Annotated in this window: 21 protein-coding genes, 1 tRNA gene and 1 pseudogene; 8 read left to right on the top strand and 15 right to left on the bottom strand. The window is 43.3% G+C overall.

Going from position 1 to position 21,517, the window contains the following annotated elements; translation table 11 throughout:
- Window positions 1-4: 4 nt before the first annotated feature.
- The 4 genes from DQQ10_RS15575 to DQQ10_RS27965 form a co-directional block, all read right to left on the bottom strand.
- Window positions 5-1,969, bottom strand: a complete 1,965-nt coding sequence (locus DQQ10_RS15575; RefSeq protein ID WP_112747818.1) for a tetratricopeptide repeat protein — start codon at window positions 1,967-1,969, stop codon at window positions 5-7.
- A gap of 226 nt (window positions 1,970-2,195) precedes the next feature.
- The gene (locus DQQ10_RS15570) at window positions 2,196-2,969 is read right to left on the bottom strand and encodes an alpha/beta fold hydrolase (protein WP_112747817.1); all 774 of its coding nucleotides are present in this window, start codon (window positions 2,967-2,969) and stop codon (window positions 2,196-2,198) included.
- 114 nt (window positions 2,970-3,083) lie between these two features.
- A complete protein-coding gene (locus tag DQQ10_RS28315; RefSeq protein WP_262511770.1) occupies window positions 3,084-3,218 on the bottom strand; it encodes a hypothetical protein in 135 nt (44 codons plus the stop codon).
- A gap of 197 nt (window positions 3,219-3,415) precedes the next feature.
- Window positions 3,416-4,540 (bottom strand): GAF domain-containing protein, encoded by a 1,125-nt coding sequence (locus DQQ10_RS27965; RefSeq protein ID WP_165823958.1) that lies wholly within the window; start codon window positions 4,538-4,540, stop codon window positions 3,416-3,418.
- A 416-nt stretch (window positions 4,541-4,956) separates the two neighbouring features.
- Between DQQ10_RS27965 and DQQ10_RS15560 the strand changes: the two genes are divergently transcribed.
- Window positions 4,957-5,418: an SRPBCC family protein gene (locus tag DQQ10_RS15560; protein ID WP_112747816.1), complete on the top strand. Its 462-nt coding sequence runs from the start codon at window positions 4,957-4,959 to the stop codon at window positions 5,416-5,418.
- A gap of 20 nt (window positions 5,419-5,438) precedes the next feature.
- On the opposite strand, the gene DQQ10_RS15555 is transcribed toward DQQ10_RS15560, so the two are convergent.
- Window positions 5,439-6,545 carry a mechanosensitive ion channel family protein gene (locus tag DQQ10_RS15555; RefSeq protein ID WP_112747815.1) on the bottom strand — a complete coding sequence of 369 codons (1,107 nt, stop codon included), beginning with the start codon at window positions 6,543-6,545 and terminating at the stop codon, window positions 5,439-5,441.
- A 102-nt stretch (window positions 6,546-6,647) separates the two neighbouring features.
- On the bottom strand, window positions 6,648-7,145 hold the full coding sequence (locus DQQ10_RS27960) for a hypothetical protein (RefSeq protein WP_165823957.1): 498 nt from the start codon (window positions 7,143-7,145) through the stop codon (window positions 6,648-6,650).
- 337 nt (window positions 7,146-7,482) lie between these two features.
- On the opposite strand from DQQ10_RS27960, the gene DQQ10_RS15545 reads away from it, so the two are divergent.
- Together DQQ10_RS15545 and DQQ10_RS15540 are read left to right on the top strand one after the other, a co-directional pair.
- Entirely contained in the window at window positions 7,483-7,716 is a 234-nt protein-coding gene (locus DQQ10_RS15545; RefSeq protein WP_112747814.1) for a hypothetical protein, read from the top strand.
- Window positions 7,717-7,721: 5 nt separating this feature from the next.
- A complete protein-coding gene (locus DQQ10_RS15540) occupies window positions 7,722-8,102 on the top strand; it encodes a hypothetical protein (protein WP_112747813.1) in 381 nt (126 codons plus the stop codon).
- A gap of 199 nt (window positions 8,103-8,301) precedes the next feature.
- Here DQQ10_RS15540 and DQQ10_RS15535 read toward each other — a convergent pair.
- From DQQ10_RS15535 to DQQ10_RS15510, 6 genes and pseudogenes are all read right to left on the bottom strand, one after another.
- Window positions 8,302-8,739, bottom strand: a pseudogene (locus DQQ10_RS15535) (glycosyltransferase family 4 protein); the annotation flags it as partial.
- 171 nt (window positions 8,740-8,910) lie between these two features.
- Window positions 8,911-9,654, bottom strand: coding sequence for a DUF72 domain-containing protein (locus DQQ10_RS15530; protein ID WP_112747811.1), 744 nt, complete (start codon window positions 9,652-9,654; stop codon window positions 8,911-8,913).
- A 39-nt stretch (window positions 9,655-9,693) separates the two neighbouring features.
- Window positions 9,694-10,311, bottom strand: a complete 618-nt coding sequence (locus tag DQQ10_RS15525) for a redoxin domain-containing protein (RefSeq protein ID WP_112747810.1) — start codon at window positions 10,309-10,311, stop codon at window positions 9,694-9,696.
- A gap of 6 nt (window positions 10,312-10,317) precedes the next feature.
- Window positions 10,318-10,812: a hypothetical protein gene (locus DQQ10_RS15520; protein WP_112748037.1), complete on the bottom strand. Its 495-nt coding sequence runs from the start codon at window positions 10,810-10,812 to the stop codon at window positions 10,318-10,320.
- 186 nt (window positions 10,813-10,998) lie between these two features.
- The gene (locus DQQ10_RS15515) at window positions 10,999-11,850 is read right to left on the bottom strand and encodes a helix-turn-helix transcriptional regulator (protein ID WP_112747809.1); all 852 of its coding nucleotides are present in this window, start codon (window positions 11,848-11,850) and stop codon (window positions 10,999-11,001) included.
- Between the two features lie 500 nt (window positions 11,851-12,350).
- A tRNA-Arg gene (locus tag DQQ10_RS15510) sits at window positions 12,351-12,424 on the bottom strand.
- A gap of 156 nt (window positions 12,425-12,580) precedes the next feature.
- Between DQQ10_RS15510 and DQQ10_RS15505 the strand changes: the two genes are divergently transcribed.
- Window positions 12,581-13,318, top strand: a complete 738-nt coding sequence (locus DQQ10_RS15505; protein ID WP_112747808.1) for a porin family protein — start codon at window positions 12,581-12,583, stop codon at window positions 13,316-13,318.
- 137 nt (window positions 13,319-13,455) lie between these two features.
- Here the strand turns inward: DQQ10_RS15505 and DQQ10_RS15500 are convergent, their stop codons facing one another.
- The 3 genes from DQQ10_RS15500 to rpoN all read right to left on the bottom strand — a co-directional run bounded on the left by DQQ10_RS15500 (window position 13,456) and on the right by rpoN (window position 16,425).
- Entirely contained in the window at window positions 13,456-14,241 is a 786-nt protein-coding gene (locus DQQ10_RS15500; protein ID WP_112748036.1) for an enoyl-CoA hydratase-related protein, read from the bottom strand.
- Window positions 14,242-14,345: 104 nt separating this feature from the next.
- Window positions 14,346-14,969, bottom strand: coding sequence for a hypothetical protein (locus tag DQQ10_RS15495; protein ID WP_112747807.1), 624 nt, complete (start codon window positions 14,967-14,969; stop codon window positions 14,346-14,348).
- A 1-nt stretch (window position 14,970) separates the two neighbouring features.
- Window positions 14,971-16,425, bottom strand: coding sequence for an RNA polymerase factor sigma-54 (rpoN, locus tag DQQ10_RS15490; protein WP_112747806.1), 1,455 nt, complete (start codon window positions 16,423-16,425; stop codon window positions 14,971-14,973).
- 310 nt (window positions 16,426-16,735) lie between these two features.
- Between rpoN and asnS the strand changes: the two genes are divergently transcribed.
- The 4 genes from asnS to DQQ10_RS15470 all read left to right on the top strand — a co-directional run bounded on the left by asnS (window position 16,736) and on the right by DQQ10_RS15470 (window position 20,866).
- Window positions 16,736-18,169 carry an asparagine--tRNA ligase gene (gene asnS, locus DQQ10_RS15485; RefSeq protein ID WP_112747805.1) on the top strand — a complete coding sequence of 478 codons (1,434 nt, stop codon included), beginning with the start codon at window positions 16,736-16,738 and terminating at the stop codon, window positions 18,167-18,169.
- Between the two features lie 419 nt (window positions 18,170-18,588).
- Window positions 18,589-19,125 carry a hypothetical protein gene (locus DQQ10_RS15480; protein WP_112747804.1) on the top strand — a complete coding sequence of 179 codons (537 nt, stop codon included), beginning with the start codon at window positions 18,589-18,591 and terminating at the stop codon, window positions 19,123-19,125.
- Between the two features lie 109 nt (window positions 19,126-19,234).
- Window positions 19,235-20,263, top strand: coding sequence for a hypothetical protein (locus tag DQQ10_RS15475; RefSeq protein ID WP_112747803.1), 1,029 nt, complete (start codon window positions 19,235-19,237; stop codon window positions 20,261-20,263).
- A gap of 252 nt (window positions 20,264-20,515) precedes the next feature.
- Window positions 20,516-20,866: a hypothetical protein gene (locus DQQ10_RS15470; RefSeq protein WP_133259666.1), complete on the top strand. Its 351-nt coding sequence runs from the start codon at window positions 20,516-20,518 to the stop codon at window positions 20,864-20,866.
- The last annotated feature ends 651 nt before the right edge of the window (window positions 20,867-21,517 follow it).

Genomic DNA, 21,517 nt, shown 5'->3' with positions numbered 1-21,517 from the left:
GCATTTATGAAAGTGGTATCCTAATCTCCACACGAGTGCCGATAGCTTCGTTTCCACCATCCCTTAGGTCTACGATCTTGATCCATTGATTCAACCTTTCACGCGAAATCAATTTCAATCTTTCTTCTGTGATGTTTATCCCCACAGAATGTGTCTTACCCGGAATATCTTCTTTGAACTCACGTGACTTGTCGCGACCGACGCCATTATCTTCAATCATGCACAGCAATGTTTCATCTTCTTCTCTTACGGCAATCTTAATCTTCCCGGCCTCGTCGTCCTTTTTATTCATTAAACCATGCCATATCGAATTCTCTACAAAGGGCTGCAATATCATGGGCGGAAGAAACGTGCTCTCCCGCGCGATACCTTCATCGATAGAAATTTCATAGCCGATCTTATTCTTAAAACGTAATTCTTCCAATTGAATATATGATTCGATCAATGTTAGCTCATTATCCAATGAAACACGATTCTCTTCGCCATTCTCTACGATAAGCCGCAACAGCTTGGAAAATTTCTTCAAATATATCGAGGCATTTTCGTTGTCACCCCGCACGATCATCCGATTGATTGAGTTGAGGCAATTGAACATAAAGTGCGGATTTATCTGTGCTCGCAAAGCTTTTATTTTCAACTCGCTAAGCTGATGCCGCAGATTCACCTCTTGAATTTCCTTATCCTTGCTCACCAACAACAGTCGTTGACGAAATGCATAAACAGCTGCGCCAGCCAAAATGGCAATCAAAATACTTCCCACGATTAAGGCGTTCTTGATCGTCGCCTCGCGTGCTGCCTGCTGTTGTTGAATTTGTTTTTCTTTCTCAAGTAACGCAATGTGTTTCACTTTGTCCGACAACTGGTGCTTTACGCCCAACTCCGTTATCTTCCGCTGTGTTTCGTCATTGAATATGCTGTCCTTGTAGATTTGAAATTGTTTAATATGCTTCAACGCATTCCTTTCATCTTTCATTCCTTCAAACATTTCGGCAAAGTTCATGTGAACGTCGCGCAGCAATGGTTTCGAATTCGTATGCGTACTGAGTTCAAGCGCGCGCGATAAATATGGACCAGCTTCTTTATAACGGCCCAGTTTAATGTAGCCGCGTCCCACACCGATGAGGCTTCGTGTTAGATCTTCAGCGTCCGTAAATTTTTCACGTATTGCCAGACCTTTGTGGTGATATACTAGCGCACTATCAAATTCTCCCATCCTGTCAAATAAAAAGGCAATGTTTGCATAGCTCACCGCGACACCACGCTGTTTATCGATCCGCTTATCGATCTCGATCGCTCGCCGATAGTACGACATGGCGCTATCAAATTCATTGAGCTCGGAATAGGTGTTACCTAGATTGACTAATGCATTAGTCATATCCGACCATTCCTGAAGTGTGCCGAAAATGACAAGGGACTTACGCAGATTAAGGATAGCAAGATCATACGATTTGGTTTCTTTGTAGATTGTTCCTATGGAATTGAGCGTATTTCCCACACTGTATGCATTTTTCGCATCTTCCTCAATACGGAGACTTCGCTGATGCGCAGCAAGACTTTTTTCGTAGTTTCCATAGTGTGAATGCACGACACCGATCTGGAACAATGCACCTGCCACACGCGATGAATCGCCTCTCGACGCATGGAATCTTAAGTAATTTCCCAGGTAGTCTAGCGCCGAAGCATGTTCACCTGTATAGCGTCCGATAACACCATAGTAGTAGTGCGCTCTGTAGATTCCAACGCTATCATCAAGCTTCGTGGAAACATCAAGAACACTATCGGCATATCGGCGTGCGACATCATAATTTCCTTTGGCAATGTATACCCATGCAATTCGTCCATAAATGGTGGACTTATCGGTCTCTTTTGGATTATTTCTCAACAGATTAAGCAGGCTATCCAGTTTCAACTGTGCCTGAAGCGTGGTCGAAAATCCCACGGCTAGCATGATGAAGATGACGTAACGCATATTGGGTAGTAGATAAATTTAAGAATACGATTTAAAGATTTTGTCTACTCCGACGATAAGGGGAAAAACCCGGACAGCATTGCGCCCGTAGATGGCATCCGATCAATGATCCATTGCCGAGCCAGCAACCACCAAAACCGACAGGTCGTCGGCCTACAAGTAAAAAAGACCGAATCATTATCCGGTCTTTTTATCCACGTGTTAACGTTGAGGCTATGCGCTCGTGTTAGATGCTGTCATTCAAAAGAATTTTAGCAAGTTCCTTTGGTTTCGTGATCATCGCATTATGCCCACCACCGAATAGTTCATAAGTAATAAACTGTTTTTTCTTCGCGCGTGCTGCAGCTTCGGAAAACCACGGTGTTTCTGAACACTGGATATAGGACTTCTTTACATCCTTATCTTTCCCTGTTGTTTGAATGGGCTGAAGAATTGTTTTTAACGGTTGATCGCGAAGCCTCTTATTCACCCATGCGATGTCATCTGGATCAGTGATGCCAAAACCCTCGGCCGTTGTCATCGGCTTTACGCGCCATGGCTCAGCCGACGGAGGTGATGGAGGTGCTGGAGGAACGTAATCCACCAATGCCTTCCCATTCTCTGGCAAAAAAGCATCGAGGTAAATAACAGAAGATAGCCGCGAAGGAATTCTCTCGGCAACACCCGTTACAACCATGCCCGCATAGCTGTGCCCTACGAGTGTCACATTTTCTAAATCTTCAAACTCAATGAGCGAAGCAATGTCCTCAATATGTGTATCAAGACTGACATCAGCGTTCAACAGATGTGCGCGATCACCTAGGCCTGTGAGCGTTGGTGCATAAACGGAATGACCCGCGGCGTGTAGCAATGCCGTTAGTTTTTTCCAACACCATCCTCCAAACCACGCGCCATGCACGAGCACAAACTTTTTTTTCCTGGCCTCCTTCGATGAAGACAATACTGCACCGGGAAGTCCAACAGCGAGAGCACTTGCAACTAAAAACTTTTTCCTATCCATATTCTATTAGTATTTTTTTTTCAAAGGAGCAAAACCATCCTACACCGCGATAGGGCTATTTAGTGCTAATTTGATTGACGTCACGCGCCTGCAGGAGGCTTCCGGAGCGTCGCATTAGTTGTCGGTAAAAGCAATGGCGCGTTTAAAACCTTCCAGTATCGGCTGCGAAAGAAAAATTGTGTCTGGTGTTTTTCTTTCCCTATATAAAAAAGCTTCAAGCGGTGTGCGTGCTCTATCTCCAATTTCCATAGCTCAATATTTGTCCGGTATTGATCGACGTGTGGCTTGCGGCACGGTGAGCGTTTAACCATTCACCATGAAACAAAAATTACCACATCAATCAAAGGATGAACAAGACTACCGCGCAGTTCAAGCGTCGTAAATAGCTCTGAACTAATAAGAAAGGAAGTGATCAGAATGTCACAAGAGAATATTAGCGGAATGTATCAGTGGTCCTGCGTGTGATGTGCTTGCCAATTTTGCTTTTTGTCGTAGTAGATCTGATTAAGCCTGCGTGTGAAGTTATCCATCTCACCAGAAACAATTTTGATGTACTTCACATATTCCAGCATTTGTTCTCGCGTGAGATCTTCTTTTTCAATCACAGAAGTCAAGCCGAGCATGGTCGCTACGGGGCGTCGCAGCACGTGGGAAATGTCAAAAGAAATTTGTTCGAGTGCCTCCTCGTAGGCTTTGCTATCGGTGATATCTTGCAATACGCCGTACCACATTACATTCCCGCTGGGTATGCGTTCTGGAATGGCTTTCGCCCAATACCACGTCATTGTGCCATCGGCTACCGGAACGCGAAACGCGATGCTGATATCGACGAGTTGTTCAAACGATTTTTGTAACGCCTGACGCAGCTTAACGCGATCGTCTACATGAACTACATTATAAAATGCCTTGGTCTCGTATTTAACTTTTTCGGGCGTTAGTTTATCGCTAAGCCGAGAAATACCGTCACTCACAAAATGAACAAAGCATTCATGACTTCTATTCATTTCAAATTGGTAAATACACCCAGGCGCCAGATCCGTTAACTTTTTCAAGCGTGCACTATTTGCAGCAATCTCCTCGCCTTGTTGATATAACGTTTTACGTGCATTCAGAAAGTCCATGGCCTTCTTAGCCAGCAACTGCAAGCCACGTTTTTGTATTTCTGAAATCTCCCGTGGTTTATCATCTATGATACATAACGTACCGAGCACATTACCACTCGGTGTTTCGAGGGGAGCGCCAGCATAGAACCGAATATTGGGATGCCCGACCACATAACGATTATGTTTGAAACGATCGTCGTTCAAGGGATCCTGTACAACGAGTACTTCTTTGGGTTTGTTGAGTGCATGCACGCAAAAAGAATCTTCTCGTAATGTTTCTGTGCCATCAATTCCTTTCGCGGCCTTAAACCATTGTCGCTTTTCGTCAATGAAGGTGATCAACGACATTGGTGTTTCACATAACGCCGATGCGATTTCAATCAGGTCATCCAAATCCTTCTCGGGCGCTGTATCAAGAATTTGATATTCCAACAACTCGACTAACCTAGCATGTTCATTCACTGCCATACAACCGTATTAAGTTTACAGAACAGCCGACAGTTGCATAAGTTGAAACATGTCAGCAAAACAAGCATGAGACGCAAAGTGCCTTTCGCACAATCAAAAATTACTTAAACGTAGTGAAGCCAGCAATACCAAGAACTACGTATTATAGTTGTTCAATGCTGTTCGCTCTCACAAACAAGAATCCAAAAACTATATCCTAAAATCTCCACAAATAATAGTTTCCAAAAAATTAATAGTCATAAATGTCTTAGACGCATTACATCAAGCCAGCGTGAGATAAATCGCATCTACAATTTTATGCCACTTCGTGTTTCTGCCCTCGATTAATATAGAATGGATCTCGTGGTTGCATTAGCATTTAAATTGATAATAGTCAATTCACATTTGGCGATATACTAACGGTCAAATGTGAATATATGAGTGAACGAATTATAGCAATAGAAAAAATAAAATTGGACATCAGCGTTAACGCTCCCGCGGAAGCGGTATGGAAGGTGATTACAGGCGGCCCTGGCGTAGACTCCTGGTGCAAAGAATTTCCATCGCTCACGGTTATTCAGTCCGACTGGAAAGAAGGCAGCTTTGTACTTTACCTAGATGATTTCCAAAGCGGTGTTATCGGCGTAATTACAAAGAGAACACACACTACGCTTGAGATCAGTTACAAAGGACTTCTTAATTCAGGTTACGAAGACTTTACATCAGAAAGTGCTCAAGCCCTGCATGGCGCAGGAGAAAAATACACAGTAACCACAAATGAGAAATCCGTTACGCTAAAAATTGAAGCAGATGTTGCGTCCTCATCCTTCGAAAAAATGAATGCATCTTGGAGAAACGCACTCGAACATATTAAGAAGCTGGCAGAGAATCAGGCGTGATGTTGCTGTTCAAAAGTCAATTAAGTTTTTTCTACCAGCCCATTATCTTTCTTTTCTTCCTGCTTCACTGCCGATGGCTGCGATGGTGGTGCCAGTGACATATGGAAGCCAGTGACCATAAATATTTGATGGTCTTCCAACGCGGCGTATAGGTCAAAGTTAATCTGCTGCTGAATGTCCATAAATTTATTGTAATCGGGATCTAACACGAAGTATACGGTTTCAAATTTTAAGCTCCAATCACCGTAGGTCGCGAAATGAGAACGATCAAATCGAACATTGGGTTGACGCGTGATGATAAGTCGGATAAGGTCCGGTACCAACTTTAACTTCTCTGCAGGTGTGCGATAATCTATATTCAACGTGAACACTACACGCCGCTCGGCGAGTCTTTTAAAATTGTGAATGCGAGAACCTGTTAGATTAGAATTGCCGATTACAATCTCTTCGCCGCTTAAGCTTCGAATGCGGGAGGTCTTGATACCGAGATATTCTACAGTGCCCATCTTATCATCGACGACAATAAAATCGCCGACTTCAAACGGTCGATCAAAATAAATCACGAAATAGTTAAACAGATCCCCGAGAATGTTTTGGGCAGCCAGCGCGATTGCAATACCACCTATGCCAAGGCCGGTAACAATGGTGGTAACGTCTTTGCCCATGTTATCAAGTACAAAAACAATCCCAGCGATCCAAATCACAATATTAATTACCAACATTAATCCGCCGAGTTGTTTAATTTTGGTCTCCCCATGTTCCCGACCGCGAATTCTTGTCTCCAACAATCTCAGGATGAGCGACGAAATTAATCTGAGCACAAAATACGTAATCGCGACTGTCGAGGCGATATCAATAACAGACGCTACACGGCCTGATAACGATAAAAAGCTTAATGCTGAATATACAACGATGACCAGCAAGATAGGCAACGCGAAGCTGTCTATGCTGTGAACGACGTATTCATCAAACGTATTTGTTGTACGAAGCGCCACTTTATTGACACGAGTGATTACGACGCGCTTCAAAATCTTAAGAAAGATGAAAGCAAATAGTAAAACACCGATAACAATAGCGTAATCGGCCACGGTGTTACCGTAATATGTTTGTTGTAGGAAGTCGTTCATGCGGTCAGCGTCAAAAAAGATGATGCCTCGATGGGGGACCAAATAAAAAAGCGCCAGACTAAAGCCGGCGCCCTTTACATAAAAGAAATTAATAATAAAAAACTACTGTCTTGGTTTTTCAGAACCTGACCCAGATCCACTACCAGAACCTGATCCAGATCCACTACCAGAACCTGATCCAGATCCACTACCAGAGCCTGATTCATTACCTGTTCCAGGACCCACGCCCGCACCTGACGAGTTGGAGCGATCTGATCCAGAAGCGCCGCGCTGAATAGCTTTGCCATTCTTATCAAAATAATAATTTTGAGTGTTCGTACCTGAACCTGTGCTCAAGTAATAACCGTCACCATTGTTACGACGATACAGCTTGCCGCGTTCCCATCCTTTGTACGTATCGCCCTGTAGCGTCGTGCGCAACGATTGCGGAACATCACTTGATTGCATCTGTGTATAGTCACGGCTATTGAACTGATTACTTGGTTGCTGTTGGTTTTCTGACGGCTGTGTTCTTCGCGTCGAATCGGCTGATTGCTGTTGTGCAGTTGCTGCCGCAGAAGCACTTACTATAAGTGCGGCCGCTAAAAGATGTTTTATCATGTTATACTTTATTATTTTACATCAACACCATATAACATCATGCCCACCCTTAATTGTTTGTGAACGCTTGCACGCAGGGGAGCTTCTTTGCGCATTTGGTTTGATCGTGGCATACTCTTTTCCAAGCATTTTTTTATCACTAACCGCGTTATTAGAAAACTTTCTACAGCCGTTCTTCTAAAGGATCAGATCAGCATTCAAAAAATTCCGTGGTGATGATCGTCTACGTTTACGCCACTCCTTGCGGTGAAATTTACCGCTACGATGTTTCATTTTAGATGGACTAGTTTTTTCTCTACCCAAGGGTACGAGAGCAATCCACATAAAACCAAACATTATGGAAAACCAGAAAGAAAATACTAACACTACTAATACTAAAGACGACGGAACGGGTACAGCATTTACAACACACCAGTCGGCCATTGATAAAGCGTTGAATGAGAAGATCAAAACTGAAAATGAATATAGATCTACGGGGCCTCAATCAAATGCCAACGAACAACGTAATCGTTCGACGGATGTTTCAGAAAAGAAAACTGGCGGAGGAAAACAATCATCTCCAGGAGATTAATCAATATGACAAAGGGGCTGAAGCTAACGTTGATCATCCATGCGGTCTACATTCTTGTAACTTCATTGTGGCCGCTGGTCGACATCGTTAGCTTCATGGTTGTCACCGGTTACAAAACTGACATTTGGCTTGTTAAGACAGTCGGTGCGTTGCTTCTTCCTATCTCGTTAACAATGCTGTCTTTTCTATGCTTCAAAGCCGAGCCATTTCCTTTGATAATCCTTGGAGCAAGTACAGCACTTGCCTTTATGGGCATCGACTTAGTATACGCGCTTAATGATGTGATATCAGACGTTTATTTGCTGGATGCTGCGGTTGAATGCGTTTTCCTACTCGCATGGATCTACCATTTATATTATGCGACAAATGGTCGTCACCCAAGATAACTAAAGCATACTTTTCGTTTTAACAGGCATTGAGAATGGCTTCAATGCATTCATTTCGTCGCGTTGTTGAGTGTGGTCGAAAGCAGCTACGTTAAGCTCGGCCTTATATATGTTAATCAGCTTTTCTGCTGCGTTATTCCAAGTAAGCGATTGCAAATCTTTTTGACTGTTTTCCGCAATCCTATTTGCAACGGTAGGGCTAATGCAACAGTCGACAAATTTCCTTAGCCAGCTGATCCGTACGCCAGAAATCAACCTTAATTGCATTCGGCATTACTTCAGCAACACCTGACTGCTTTGAAATGATGACCGGGACACCCGCCTGCACTGCTTCCAATGGTGTTATCCCAAAAGGTTCGGAAACAGAAGGCATCACATACACATCGGTCATAGCCCAGATCCGATCGATCTCACTGCCTCGTAAAAATCCAGTAAAATGAAACTTCGCCGAAAGCTTCATTCGTGCTACGTGCTCAATTACTTCCCCGAACAGATCCCCTGAACCAGCAACGACAAAACGTGCTTTTGGAAACTCCTTGAGAACTTCCACGGCTGCGTCTAAAAAATATCGTGGTCCTTTTTGATGCGTTATCCTAGCCAAGAAAGTGATGATGTGTGAACCTAACTTTGCCCCCGGAAAATTGTGGCTTGTTTTTTTTCACAATACCATTGTGAATAACGGATATCTTTGTGGAATCGACCTGATAATGTTTGATTAAAACCTGTCGCGTCCATTTGGTTCGATTCGGATCCAATGAGGAATAGCTTCCAACATATCATCTAACAGCGAATTGATTAAGCTGTTATTTCATGGTTTATGCTTTGAGACGATTTTTTGAAATGCCTTCGCATTAAACGCCGCATATCCTTTTTCATCATTGTCAAAGAAAATAAATACGTCTAATCCCTCACGCTTCCATTCCTCGCACTGCTTAGACCATTCCGCCAATTGCTTGTCAGTGTAACTTCCTTGATACTTACCGGCACCCGGACCATGAAGTCTCACATACACAAAATCGGCCGTAATAAACACCGGCGATAGATGACCAGCGAGCTCATAAATACAGAATGCGCTCCGATGTCGCCGAAGCGCTTGAATAATATCCTCATCGTACCAAGTACTGTTCCTGAATTCAAACACATAGCGGTATCGCTTCGGCAGTGCTTCCAAAAATGATTCGATACGTACAACGTTTTTCTTCCACGATGGCGGTAGCTGAAACAATATCGGCCCGAGTTTCTTGCGAAGAAATTTTACGTTGTCAAAAAAACGCTTAATACTTTCTTCAGGATCCTTCAATTTTTTATTGTGCGTAATAAACCTATTTGCCTTTACGACGAACAAGAATTTTTCGGGGCTCTCAGCGTGCCATTTTTTAAAAACGTTGAGCGACGGCAATCGATAGAAGGAATTATTGATTTCGACAGCATTAAAGTGTTCTTTATACAAGCTGAACTGATCAGATGGTTTAGTGCCGGCCGGATAAAATGAACCTGTCCAATGCTTATAATGCCAGCCTGACGTACCGATGTAAATGTTGCCATGTTTCATCGTAACGTTGCTCAAATTAACATACCAGCGCGTACGATGTCAGCATCCACCCAGAGCGCTGATATTGCCGCTTCCATTACACTCAGCAACACCTATACCGGCGAATGCTTTTATTTCTTCGATAGCGATGTGATCATTTACGTTTTTACCATAGTGTGCTTTTTGAATGATGAAGTTTTCGTCGATCAAAAAGTCTGCAGGCATCAACGTTAATGTAGCATCCTTATCTTTTTCCGCTGGCAACTGCAGAGCTTTGGATGCCTTTAGATCCTTCATTGTACCTTTTACAAAAAGGGTGCTGATCATTTTAAAAGCAGACGCCTCGACACCGTATTGTCCATAGATTTTTTTCTGTGGATCGCCAATCAATGGAATGGGGGATATCTCCTGGTGAAAGATGCTCTTGCGGAGTAGTTTCGAATCGCTTTCAAAGAAGTATATGAGCTTTAATCCATGTGCTTCAAATGTCTTATTCATTTTCGACAATTGATGAACGCGCAGATTGCAGAACGGACAATTTACATTACGAAAAAAACCTAAGTGAATCTTCATTCCTTTGAAGTCAGACAAGCTGATTTTGTTTCCGTAAATATCTGCGACTGTAAAATCAATCGCTGTTTGGTGATCGTGTAGTTTCATATCTTTTAGAATTGTCATGAGAAATTATTTAGCAATAGAAGTATTGATCTTCTTTTGAGTTCTATATTGATAAATAGATCCTGCAACAAAGAAGACGAAAAGCACCAGCAGTGTTTTTCCAATGACCGGATCTGCTGGATCTTTTGCCAACGGACTCCCTATTGGAACACGCTGAAATGTTTCGGCTACAGTCGGGATTAACGACAAAAAGAAACTAAACGAAAAGCAAAAGTTTTCAACGAAACGTGCGCGGTTATTTCCCTTCTCACGAAGGTGCAAGTAGTAGGCTACTAAAACCAACACGAAAATGAATAGTGCAAAAGCATGTCCTGGATTTAAACCGCCACGTTTGGATAGTCCCAGCGCTGTTAATGAAGCAACGACTGTTCCATAGAAATATATCTTCCCAGATAACGCCGCGATATTGATTTTACCATGTTTGATAAATGACGTCAACGCAGCAACTATTGCCGCAACGCCGATGATCGTATGAAAAATTCCTAGATTTGTGAGTACCATGTAACCTGTGATTGTTAAGTTTATGATTGCTTGACGATGCAAAAATGAACTTCAAAACACAGAAGGGCTTGGTAAATTAGTTCAAGTGTTTGGCAATTTGGGTCACCCGATTACATGTTGGTTAACCGGCAACTGGCTATCCGGTAACTGGCTAACCGGCAACTGGCTAACTGGCTATTCTCTCAACTACCGCTCATTTTTTCCGCGGTAACTTGAAGGAGCCACGTTGTATTTATCGTGGAAGCTTTTTGTGAAATTGGCGAGATCATTAAAACCACATTCGAAGGCTATATCTGTAATGCGGTTATCGGTAGCGAACAACAATTCCGCCGCACGCTCAAGTCTTTTGTTTTTGATATAGTTCGCTGGCGAGTCATCATAATGTTTAGCAAACTCACGCTTAAAGGATGAAACACTCAGGTTCGTTTTCCTGGCGAGATCATCGATACTTACTGGCGAAAATATGTGAGCCTCGATTACTTGCTTGAAAGTATAAGCGACAGGCGAGAAGAGTTGGGACAATATTGTTTGTATAATGCTCGCATTTCGTGTTTGCGACAAGAGTAGTACAATTTCTTTCAATTTAAGAATTAAGATTTCATCGTTCACCAAAGATGGGTTCTCAAAATAAAAGAGCAGTCCCTCGATATATTTTTGTATTAAAAAGTCGTTGTTGATTTTTTCACTCGACTGATTCGATATTCTATTAATGGGCTGTTGGAGGATGAATGGCGGATCTTTTTCGTAAATCTTTTTGAGGATGTCGGGATGAAAACTGATGACGACCAACTCATTTCTAGCTTCTGCATTTGAATTGGTTATTTTCTTTCCGTTGTCGAAACAGTTTAGAAACAACGAATAGTTGGTGGGCACGATGACTTGATCATCGTCGATATGGAAATACATCTCGCCTTGCAAGGAAAACAAAAAGCAAGCGTAATCTGAAACCGGAAATTCAAATTCAAAGGGAGTTTTCAAAACCACCTTCTGCATGAGTGGCTTTCCGTACAGCTCTATTTTTTTGTAGTCAATAACCATCTGCGATTTTTATGATGATCCCGAGGATATGATTCACGTGTACACATCGTTTAATGGACATGCGCGGCCCCTGAAACTAAACTAAATCTTAATGGGACGGAATAATTGTACACGAATAAAGATCTCGACGTTTTAAACCATGGCTATCACAGAAAGATTCGTGGCACCAGATACAACTTTATTTCCGGCGCGCACATCACTAGCAGCAACGGATGGGTCCGACAGAACGTTAAGCAACCACTGCCGCGACTCCCTGCGTTAGCACCGAGGCCCAAGGCAATACGGTGGGAATAAAAAAAGACCGAAGGGTGTTCGGTCTTTTAAGGAGTGCACTCGTAGGGATTGGTTTGCACGATCCCGGCCTTTGCAGAGGTCCAAAAGAGACAAAGCCGCGCTGCGCTTGGTTTTTGTTTTCCGTTGTGCCGCTTAAGTGAGACACTTGGCGACCCAACAAAAAACAAAAACCCCGACTATCGTCGGGGCTTTGCGTCTTTCACTCGTGCACTCGTAGGGATTCAAACCCCAAACCTTCTGATCCGTAGTCAGATGCTCTATTCAGTTGAGCTACGAGTGCGGTTTCACGAACTTGGCAGATCCGGTGATCTGCGTTTGGCTCTGTGAATTTTGGACTGCAAATGTAGAGAATAAATTGAGTCAGCCAAATATTTGACTTGTCTCTGCCAACAAAAAAGCTAATTTTGAACCTCTTTTATACAGTAATTACGCAATAATGAAGAAAATCATTGTATTAAGCCTCCTGGCCTTCGTCTTTTCGCCTGCCTTTAGCCAGGAAACCACGACTAAGAAAACTTCAAAAAGACCCGATATTCCTGGAACATTCGTACTCGAACTTGGCCTTAACCAAGCCAAAGGTGCGCCAGACAATTTTAACAAAGCATTTTGGGGCTCGCGCACACTCAATTTTTATTGGACGTACGACATCCGAATCTTAAAATCACGCTTCAGCTTTGTTCCGGGTATCGGACTTAGCCTCGAGCGTTGGAAATTTAAAGATGGCCGCGTACTCATGTATGCAAACGACTCTTTGCTTCTCGAGACACCAAAAGAGACTGGTCTTCTCCGCTTAAAACAATCAAAACTGATTACGAACTACCTCGAAATACCAGTTGAGTTTGTGTATCGCACGCGCCCTGATGATCCGGCACGCTCTTTTAAAATTGCTGTGGGTGGTCGTGTCGGCGTCCTCTATGATGCTTTCACGAAAGTAAAATATAGAGAAGACGGCGAAGTCAAAAAGTATAAAGACAATCAGTCTTTCGATCTAAATAAAATCCGTTATGGTCTTACCGGCCGCGTCGGCATCGGAAACTTCAGCGTGTTCACTTACTACAACCTGAATAGCTTGTTCGAGACAGATAAAGGTCCATGGGTAGGCGAAGGCGGCACTGCAGTTCGCCCTGACAATTTCAACACATTCACGATCGGTATTTCATTATCGTCGTTCTAAAATGACATGGTTGCCGGTTAACAAGTTTCCGGTTGTCCAGTTGCCAGTTACCCGGTTACCAGTGGCGTCGCTGCTGGTGTCCGGGTAATTTTATTTTGGAGAACTAATCAGACGTACGCTGCAGATTAGTCAAATGGTTAGCGGCCTGTAAACTCCGGCTTACGTTTTTCCAGGAATGCTTTCACGCCTTCTTTATAATCGTTGGATGATCCCGCTATCTCCTGGCAATACGCTTCGTAGTCGAGCATTTCATCTAAGGATGAGGTTGCTGACTTGGCGAGCATCTTCTTGATCAGGCCAATAGATTTTGTTGGTGCCTTCGCGAAGTAATTGGTGTATTCAGCCACAGCATTGTCCAATTGATCGGCAGGTACAGCTTTGTTGATCAAGCCGTATTGCGCTGCTTCTGTTGCTTTGATTTTCGTCCCCATCGTTGCCCATTCAAATGCCTTTGCCATACCGACAAGTCGCGGGAGGAAATACGAAGAGCCTGAGTCTGGAACCAGCCCGATATTGATAAACACTTCAATCAACGAAGCATCTTCCGACGCCACGATGATATCGCATGCCAACGCCAGCGAACATCCCGCGCCTGCTGCCACGCCATTGACGCGCGCAACGATGGGCTTCGGCAAATTACGCATCGCACGCACGATGGGATTGTAACGCTTGTGCAGCGACTCCATAAACGAACGCTTCTCCTGTCCCGCTGCCGATTTCAAATCTTGTCCCGAGCAGAATGCTTTTCCTGAACCTGTCAAAACAACTACACGGACTGCATCATCTTTGGCAATGGCTTTTAACGCATCTTGCATCTCAAAGGTAATCTCATCATTGAGTGCATTGAACACCTCCGGGCGATTTAAGGTAAGTGTAGCAACGCCGTCTTTTGTTTCGAGGGTAAGGAATTTGTATGCGTTCATTTCTTTTTCGTTAATCATGAGGCGTTAATCGGTAAACGTTAATCGTTAATCGTGATGTGTGAATTGTCATCAGGTTCATTACCCAACGATTAATTCAAAGTTTGTTAGAAAAGAATAAATACTGCTGCAACACTCACCACGAGCCCGACGATACTTCCGGCAGCGATCTCTTTCGGCGTATGGGCATTGAGTTGTAAGCGCGACGACATCACGATCCCTGAAAGCAACAGCAATACGACCAATGGAATGAGCAAGGTATTGTCTTCTTGAAAGAAACTTAATCCCAAACACATCCCTACCAATCCCCACATACCGATACAATGAATGCTGATCTTAAAGAAAAATGTAAATAATGTTCCCAAAAAGACGAGCACATCGATGATGATCAGAAACTTCATGAAGCTATCATTCAGGGTGATCTGATCGCGTAACAGCATTTGCAGTGCTACAATGGCATACCACAGCGTAATAAAAATAAACGGCTTGACGCGGTCTTTACGGTGATGCATGTCCATGGCAGGAATCAGTCCAATAGCTTTTAATAATCCGAAGAATACCACCGGCAAGAAGAATGTCATAATGAACATGAGTCCTACCAAATGAAGGTGTTGCGCCTCAATGAAAGGTGCTAACCCACGCGGCAAAACTTTCGCCATCAGGATCGTCCAATAAGTAGGTAATAAAAGCGGATGAAAGATGACGGAAACAATACGCGCGATCTGATTCATACTATAGTTCTTTTCTTAACCGCGCAACGGGAATATTAAGTTGCTCACGATATTTAGCAACAGTACGACGGGCGATGTTATAGCCCTTGTCGTTTAAGATCTTCTCGAGTTTATCATCAGAAAGCGGCTTGTTCTTGTCTTCCGCTTCAATAATATCTTTGATAATTTGTTTTACCTCGCGGCTACTCACTTCTTCACCCGAATCTGTAGCAATACCTTCCGAGAAGAAATACTTCAACGGAAAAATTCCGAAGTCAGTCTGCACTGCCTTACTACTGGCAACACGCGACACGGTCGAAATATCCATATTGATCATCCCGGCAATGTCCTTTAAGATCATGGGTTTGAGCTTCGTCTCATCGCCTTCCAAAAAGAAATCATATTGAAAATCGATGATGGCCTTCATGGTGCGAAGCAACGTTTGTTGGCGCTGTTTGATGGCATCAATAAACCACTTCGCAGCATCAAGTTTCTGCTTCACAAACGATACCGCTTCTTTCAGTTTTTTATCGCGTTTATTGCTCTTATCGTAAGCCTTGAACATTTCAGTATAGGAACGACTTATTCTCAGCTCTGGCGCATTACGGGAGTTTAACGCCAACTCAATTTTACCATTGCTGTTGGTGACAATAAAATCGGGAATGATATACTGATTTTTAACCGCTGTATTGGTGCTACCACCACCCGGCTTCGGATTAAGTTTGATGATCAATTCGACGGCATCGCGCACAAAATCTTCATCTTCCGTATCCAACTTCTTCTGAATTTTCTGATAGTGCTTCTTGGTGAATTCGTCGTAGCACTCCGTGATGATCTGTTTGGCAACGGCCACATCGATATCGTGGCCATTATCCATGCGATCGAGTTGGAGCAACAAACACTCCTGAAGATTTCTTGCCGCGATTCCGGGAGGATCGAACGTTTGAATGTTTTTTAGAACAACCTCAACTTCTTCTGCGGTTGTCTCGATGCCCTGTGCGAAAGCAAGGTCATTCACAATGGCTTCGAGTTCGCGGCGAATGTAACCGTCACTCTCAATGCTACCAATGAGTTGTTTGCCGATCGCATATTGTTTTTCTTCTAATCCAAGGAAATCGAGTTGACTCATCAACTGCTCATGCAAGGACGTAGACATCGGCAGTGGCATATCGCGGTCGTCTTCATCGTCGCCATCGCCCTGCATCTTATAGCCGCTATAATCGTCGTCGCGGAGGTAGTCTTTAATATCAAGTTCCTCTTCGCTTCCCGACGACTCCTGAAACTCAGTCTCTTCCTGGCTATTATTGTCTTCCGTTCGTTCCTGATCTTCACCTTCCTCTAACGCGGGATTGATCTCAAGTTCCTCCTCGATGCGGGTCTCAAGCTCGGCCGTAGGTACCTGCAGCAATTTGATAAACTGAATTTGCTGGGGCGACAGTTTCTGAGATAAGCTTTGACTAAGACCAAGTTTTTGCATGAAGAATATTTGAACCTCGTTTTATAGCACAACCACCATTTTGAAGGGTCGCCATGCAAATTTATAAAAATACTGCACTGTCTCTATTCATTCCACCGACAAAGCCGGGGCAAAACCAGACAGCCATTCATGCCCAATCAAACATCTCTCCAAACTAATTGTTCTCGGAAAGCAGCGTTTGTAATGCCGCCTGTGCTATGAAAATCGGCAAGTTTTTTCGTTTTTTGCGACCTGCTTTTTACCCGCAAGAGTCAATTCTTGCTAAAAAAGCCCTTAAACGAACCATTTCACAAGCAACGATCACCGAATTATGACGCGCATTAAGATTAAAGAACTCTTGGCTACTCCACCAACAGGACAAACTGTAACGGCTAAAGGATGGGTAAGAACTTTCAGAAATAATCAATTTATCGCGCTCAACGATGGTTCTACAATCCAAAATATTCAGGCCGTTGTCGACTTTACAACCACCGACGAATCAATTTTAAAGCGACTCACAACAGGCGCATGTATTTCGGTTACGGGTGAACTCATACCCTCCCCTGCCAAAGGTCAGACCTGTGAAATCAAAGTAACAACGCTCGAAATTCTTGGCGACTGTGACGCCGAACAATATCCGCTTCAACCGAAGAAACACTCGCTGGAGTTTCTCCGCGAAAAGGCCCACTTACGTGCGCGCACCAACACCTTTAGTGCGGTGATGCGCGTTCGTCATGCCATGGCTTTCGCTGTTCACAAGTTCTTCAACGACCGCGGCTTCTCGTACATCCACACACCCATCATCACCGGCTCTGACGCCGAAGGTGCTGGTGCTATGTTCCGCGTCACTACCCTCGACGCGCAGAATCCGCCACGCGATGAGAACGGTAAGATCAACTACAAAGAAGATTTCTTTGGCCGTGAAACTAACCTAACAGTTTCTGGTCAGCTCGAAGGTGAAACGTATGCCCTCGCCCTCGGCGACATCTATACGTTCGGTCCTACATTCCGCGCCGAAAATTCAAACACCACACGTCACCTCGCAGAGTTCTGGATGATCGAACCTGAGATGGCGTTCTACGACATCAACGACAACATGAAACTCGCGCAAGCGTTTCTGCAATATCTTGTTCGCTATGCACTCGACAACTGCGGTGAAGACCTTGAATTTTTGAACAAGCGTGCGCAAGAAGAAGAGCAAGCAAAACCACAAGATCAACGCAGCGAACTCGGTCTACTCGATCGTTTAAAGTTCGTTGCTGAAAACGACTTCCAACATCTCTCCTACACAGAGGCAATCGATATCTTGAAAAACTCTACACCGAATAAAAAGAAGAAATTCCAATACCTCATCCACGAGTGGGGTGTTGACTTGCAATCGGAGCACGAGCGTTTTCTTGTCGAGAAGCATTTCAAGAAACCTGTCATTCTGTATAACTACCCTGCGAACATCAAAGCGTTCTACATGCGACAGAATGAAGATGGCAAAACAGTTGCAGCGATGGACGTACTTTTCCCAGGCATTGGTGAAATCATTGGTGGCTCTCAGCGTGAAGAACGTTACGAACGCCTACTCAATCGCATTCACGAACTAAACCTTCCGGAAGAAGAACTCTGGTGGTACCTCGAACTGCGCAAGTTCGGCTCGGCGCCACACGCCGGATTCGGTCTCGGATTCGAACGCCTTATCTTGTTCGTAACCGGAATGACAAACATCCGCGACGTAATTGCTTATCCACGCTTTCCAGGCAACGCAGCGTTTTAAAATAGTTCAAAGTTCAAAGTAGAAAGTTTAAAGTAGGAAGGTCATCGACGGCGCGTTTCGCGACGCTGCCTTCAATAGGATGCTATCCCATTTTTATCGCCATGAACCCAGAAGCCGTTGCCTTAGTTCTCGTAGCACGAAGCTCGTGACTCGCGGCTTTCTAGGAACGTGCTGATGTGTTGGCGTGTTGGTGTTGAATGCGCCTTTCATGGTGCTCGCAGCTTTCCAACAACCGCATTTTCTCGTAGCTCGTAGCTCGAAACTCGCAGCTTTGACCGCATGTACCAGAAAAAAATATCAACGTATTATGAAGAAAATCAATTAAAACACGCGATTTTCGACACTAAAGCGCGCCACACCGCTATAAGGAAATATCAGGTAATTACATATATTCGGACGTTATGCTCAATTTTTCTAAGATGATGAGATTTCAAAAACTACTGACAATAATTCTCATTATTACCGCGGTAGACAGCCTTGCATGTACATGTCCAACAAGAAGTATTGACAAGGATGCCGACAAGGCATACGACATAGTCGTTGGAAGGGTAATCTCTGCGACCTCAAAAACTCTAGAATGCAGTGACTATGTACCTGACGTGGCATTTGAGTTTGAGGTTGAATTCTCCTACAAGGAAGAGGTAAGTGATAGGATAACAATTTTCGGTGGACAAGGTGGTGGAAGTTGTGGTGGAATCCTTCATGAAAACTATGAGTATTTGGTAGTGGTGTACAAATGTGACGGTGGACTTTATACTACCATGTGCAACGACAATGCCTTTCTGGAAAATGCTTCAACCCAAATTGAATTTTTGAATGAACATTTTGGCAAGAACTATAAAGCGTCAAATTTTAGTTTTCTGACGGGGACATTTTTGCTTTCACTCGTAGTAATTGCCGGTGCTGGACTAACTACTTTCAATTACTACAGGAAAGGTCGGACAAAGAAAAACTGAGCATAACAACATATATAAAACATGCCGGCACCGTTGATGTTAATTTATTATTTTGGCGTGCCGGCACGTTTTATATACAACCGTTGTGGCTCATTTTTACTGGACAGATATGTTTACAGCGACAGAGAAAAAATGGAAGGACTTCAGTGGAAATGTTAACATCTATGACGATCTAGTAGAGGACGACATCGCGGACATTCTGACAACTCCTTACATTCACTCAATACAGTTCTACGAATTCAAAAAACCGAAACCTGAGACCTTTAAGGTTCTGAATGACAAACTGTTTTCAAAGAGGCCAGAGATTGGACTCTCAATTTTCTGGTATGACCCCTTGGACTGGAAGTTTATGGACTACATACCAAATGTTAAAAATCTTAAAATCCAGAGTTTTTTAACGAAAGACTTTTCGGCCCTCAGACAAAAAAGTGATTTGATTCAATTGTTAATCTCCGACACAAAGAGTTCTGCAGTTGACATCGGTTTCATTTCGGAATTTAGTGATTTAAAGACCCTTTCAATTGATGGAATGAAAAAAGGCATTTCTAAAATTGAGTCGTTAAAGAATATTGAAAACCTGAATTTAAGAGGTGTAAAACTGAAGGACTTGAATTTTATAAAGGACTTCAGGCAATTGAGATTAATCAAATTAATGTTTGGGCACTATGATGACCTATCCATTTTAAACCATTTACCAAGCCTGGTATACATTGGACTTAGCAGAGTTAGGGGAGTCGAGGACTATCGTTTTGTGATAGACCAGCAGACTATTGAGTTTCTCCATTTTGAGGGAATGAGTCGGGTTGAGGTATTACCCAGTTTGACAGGGACAAAGTCCCTAAAGAAGATTTACATTGAGAACATGGCAAGACTATCAGACCTGAAAGGGTTAAGTGACGCGGACAGCTTAGAAGAATTCGTTCTCACATTTCCTGAAAATGTAAACAGACAGCTTGCTCGAAAAGTATTAACTCAAGCAATTGATATTCTGGTAAATCTACCCCAGATCAAAAGAACAAACATTTTGGAGTGGACGGACTGGATAGACACAAGTAAACTTAAAGAGAAAGGGTTGACCAAGTACGACACACGTGAATCGAAATGGACATACAACCGTGAAGGAGGTTGGACATTGTAAAAACGAGCCACAACAAAATGTTTATGCAATGGTGGGGTGCGTGCAAGCTTTAAGTTTTATCTTCGATCAACGTTTGGTCACGGTGGATAGATACGTTTTCGAAAGCCCACCACTGCATAAACACAGACGTTAGCGGTTATTTTTAAAATGAGATACTCCAAGAATTTAGTACTGACAATTCTAACTATCGGGACAATTTTGTTGTCATGCGACCATAGTGTAAGAAGAGGGACAGAGCTTTCGACAGCAGACATGAAATACATTAAAGGACTGGGGCTTTTGGATGACGATGAAACATTGATTCTGTTTGATGGGCAATCAGATTTTAAGACAAGTGGTAATTTCTTCACCGACAAAAGAATAGCATCCTATTGGATTGATAAAAGGGACGAGACGAAATCATCAAGAGACTTTGGCCTTTATAGCGACATTGATACCATTTTAACAAAGGACCTGTCCCGTTCGTTGACATACGCTTCCTACCTGGAAGTTGTAATGCATGACGGAAGGACTTTTAAGGTTTATGTTGACGGTGACAGTATTGAAGTCCGGAGGTTCTTCAACCGAGCGATTTCAGAGTGGAGAATTAAAAACAACCGCTAACAAAAGCTTCCATGAATAATCCCTTTTGCTAACGTTGAGACGAATTTAGTGTTTCTATTCTCAGGATGCATACTAAAATTCATTTTTCTACAAATGCTGTATTCGAAAAAATGAACGCTCTGTCAAGGGTGGACGCGTAATTCGCCTGTGCGATATGGAGCGTCCATTCACCATGCCCTTGAAAGGGCGTTCATCTTTTTGTAACTTTCATTTGAAGAAAAATCAAAAACTGCCATGCTTCCATTAGTGATTCACGAAAAGCGGTGATCACAGTTTCCCGTAAGGTAGTTTAAGAACCCAGGCCACAAACTATAAGAAGAGATCTAGTCTCACACAGTGTTAAGTGGTCCTGGGTTTGTTTTTTATTTCCTGGGTTTACGTTGTAGACATCATTGATATCTTCTTCAATTTCAGTTTATGCATATCCTAGTTGATACGGCGTCTGGTTTTTTAAGACGGCATATATTCTGGAAATTAATTTTCGTGCGATGACTATTATCGCTCTTTTGCCAGTGAGTCGTTGTTTGAGTTCATTATATCGCTGCGACATTACCGGATCTTTTTGAATGGCAGACCATGCGCATTCGACCAATGAGCTTCGTAGCGATCTATGCCTTCTGTAGGTGAGTGCACCTTTCCAGTCATGCTCAC

Origin of the sequence: Pseudochryseolinea flava, from assembly GCF_003286915.1 — a bacterium.
GTDB lineage: Bacteria > Bacteroidota > Bacteroidia > Cytophagales > Cyclobacteriaceae > Ohtaekwangia > Ohtaekwangia flava.
This window is presented reverse-complemented; position numbering and strand designations above follow the sequence as displayed.

Excerpts from the sequence above, each read along its gene's own strand:
- DQQ10_RS15575 (WP_112747818.1), bottom strand. The coding sequence starts at position 1,969 with ATGCGTTACGTCATCTTCATCATGCTAGCCGTGGGATTTTCGACCACG.
- DQQ10_RS15570 (WP_112747817.1), bottom strand. The coding sequence starts at position 2,969 with ATGGATAGGAAAAAGTTTTTAGTTGCAAGTGCTCTCGCTGTTGGACTT.
- DQQ10_RS28315 (WP_262511770.1), bottom strand. The coding sequence starts at position 3,218 with ATGGAAATTGGAGATAGAGCACGCACACCGCTTGAAGCTTTTTTATAT.
- DQQ10_RS27965 (WP_165823958.1), bottom strand. The coding sequence starts at position 4,540 with ATGGCAGTGAATGAACATGCTAGGTTAGTCGAGTTGTTGGAATATCAA.
- DQQ10_RS15560 (WP_112747816.1), top strand. The coding sequence starts at position 4,957 with ATGAGTGAACGAATTATAGCAATAGAAAAAATAAAATTGGACATCAGC.
- DQQ10_RS15555 (WP_112747815.1), bottom strand. The coding sequence starts at position 6,545 with ATGAACGACTTCCTACAACAAACATATTACGGTAACACCGTGGCCGAT.
- DQQ10_RS27960 (WP_165823957.1), bottom strand. The coding sequence starts at position 7,145 with ATGATAAAACATCTTTTAGCGGCCGCACTTATAGTAAGTGCTTCTGCG.
- DQQ10_RS15545 (WP_112747814.1), top strand. The coding sequence starts at position 7,483 with ATGGAAAACCAGAAAGAAAATACTAACACTACTAATACTAAAGACGAC.
- DQQ10_RS15540 (WP_112747813.1), top strand. The coding sequence starts at position 7,722 with ATGACAAAGGGGCTGAAGCTAACGTTGATCATCCATGCGGTCTACATT.
- DQQ10_RS15530 (WP_112747811.1), bottom strand. The coding sequence starts at position 9,654 with ATGAAACATGGCAACATTTACATCGGTACGTCAGGCTGGCATTATAAG.
- DQQ10_RS15525 (WP_112747810.1), bottom strand. The coding sequence starts at position 10,311 with ATGACAATTCTAAAAGATATGAAACTACACGATCACCAAACAGCGATT.
- DQQ10_RS15520 (WP_112748037.1), bottom strand. The coding sequence starts at position 10,812 with ATGGTACTCACAAATCTAGGAATTTTTCATACGATCATCGGCGTTGCG.
- DQQ10_RS15515 (WP_112747809.1), bottom strand. The coding sequence starts at position 11,850 with ATGGTTATTGACTACAAAAAAATAGAGCTGTACGGAAAGCCACTCATG.
- DQQ10_RS15505 (WP_112747808.1), top strand. The coding sequence starts at position 12,581 with ATGAAGAAAATCATTGTATTAAGCCTCCTGGCCTTCGTCTTTTCGCCT.
- DQQ10_RS15500 (WP_112748036.1), bottom strand. The coding sequence starts at position 14,241 with ATGAACGCATACAAATTCCTTACCCTCGAAACAAAAGACGGCGTTGCT.
- DQQ10_RS15495 (WP_112747807.1), bottom strand. The coding sequence starts at position 14,969 with ATGAATCAGATCGCGCGTATTGTTTCCGTCATCTTTCATCCGCTTTTA.
- rpoN (WP_112747806.1), bottom strand. The coding sequence starts at position 16,425 with ATGCAAAAACTTGGTCTTAGTCAAAGCTTATCTCAGAAACTGTCGCCC.
- asnS (WP_112747805.1), top strand. The coding sequence starts at position 16,736 with ATGACGCGCATTAAGATTAAAGAACTCTTGGCTACTCCACCAACAGGA.
- DQQ10_RS15480 (WP_112747804.1), top strand. The coding sequence starts at position 18,589 with ATGATGAGATTTCAAAAACTACTGACAATAATTCTCATTATTACCGCG.
- DQQ10_RS15475 (WP_112747803.1), top strand. The coding sequence starts at position 19,235 with ATGTTTACAGCGACAGAGAAAAAATGGAAGGACTTCAGTGGAAATGTT.
- DQQ10_RS15470 (WP_133259666.1), top strand. The coding sequence starts at position 20,516 with ATGAAATACATTAAAGGACTGGGGCTTTTGGATGACGATGAAACATTG.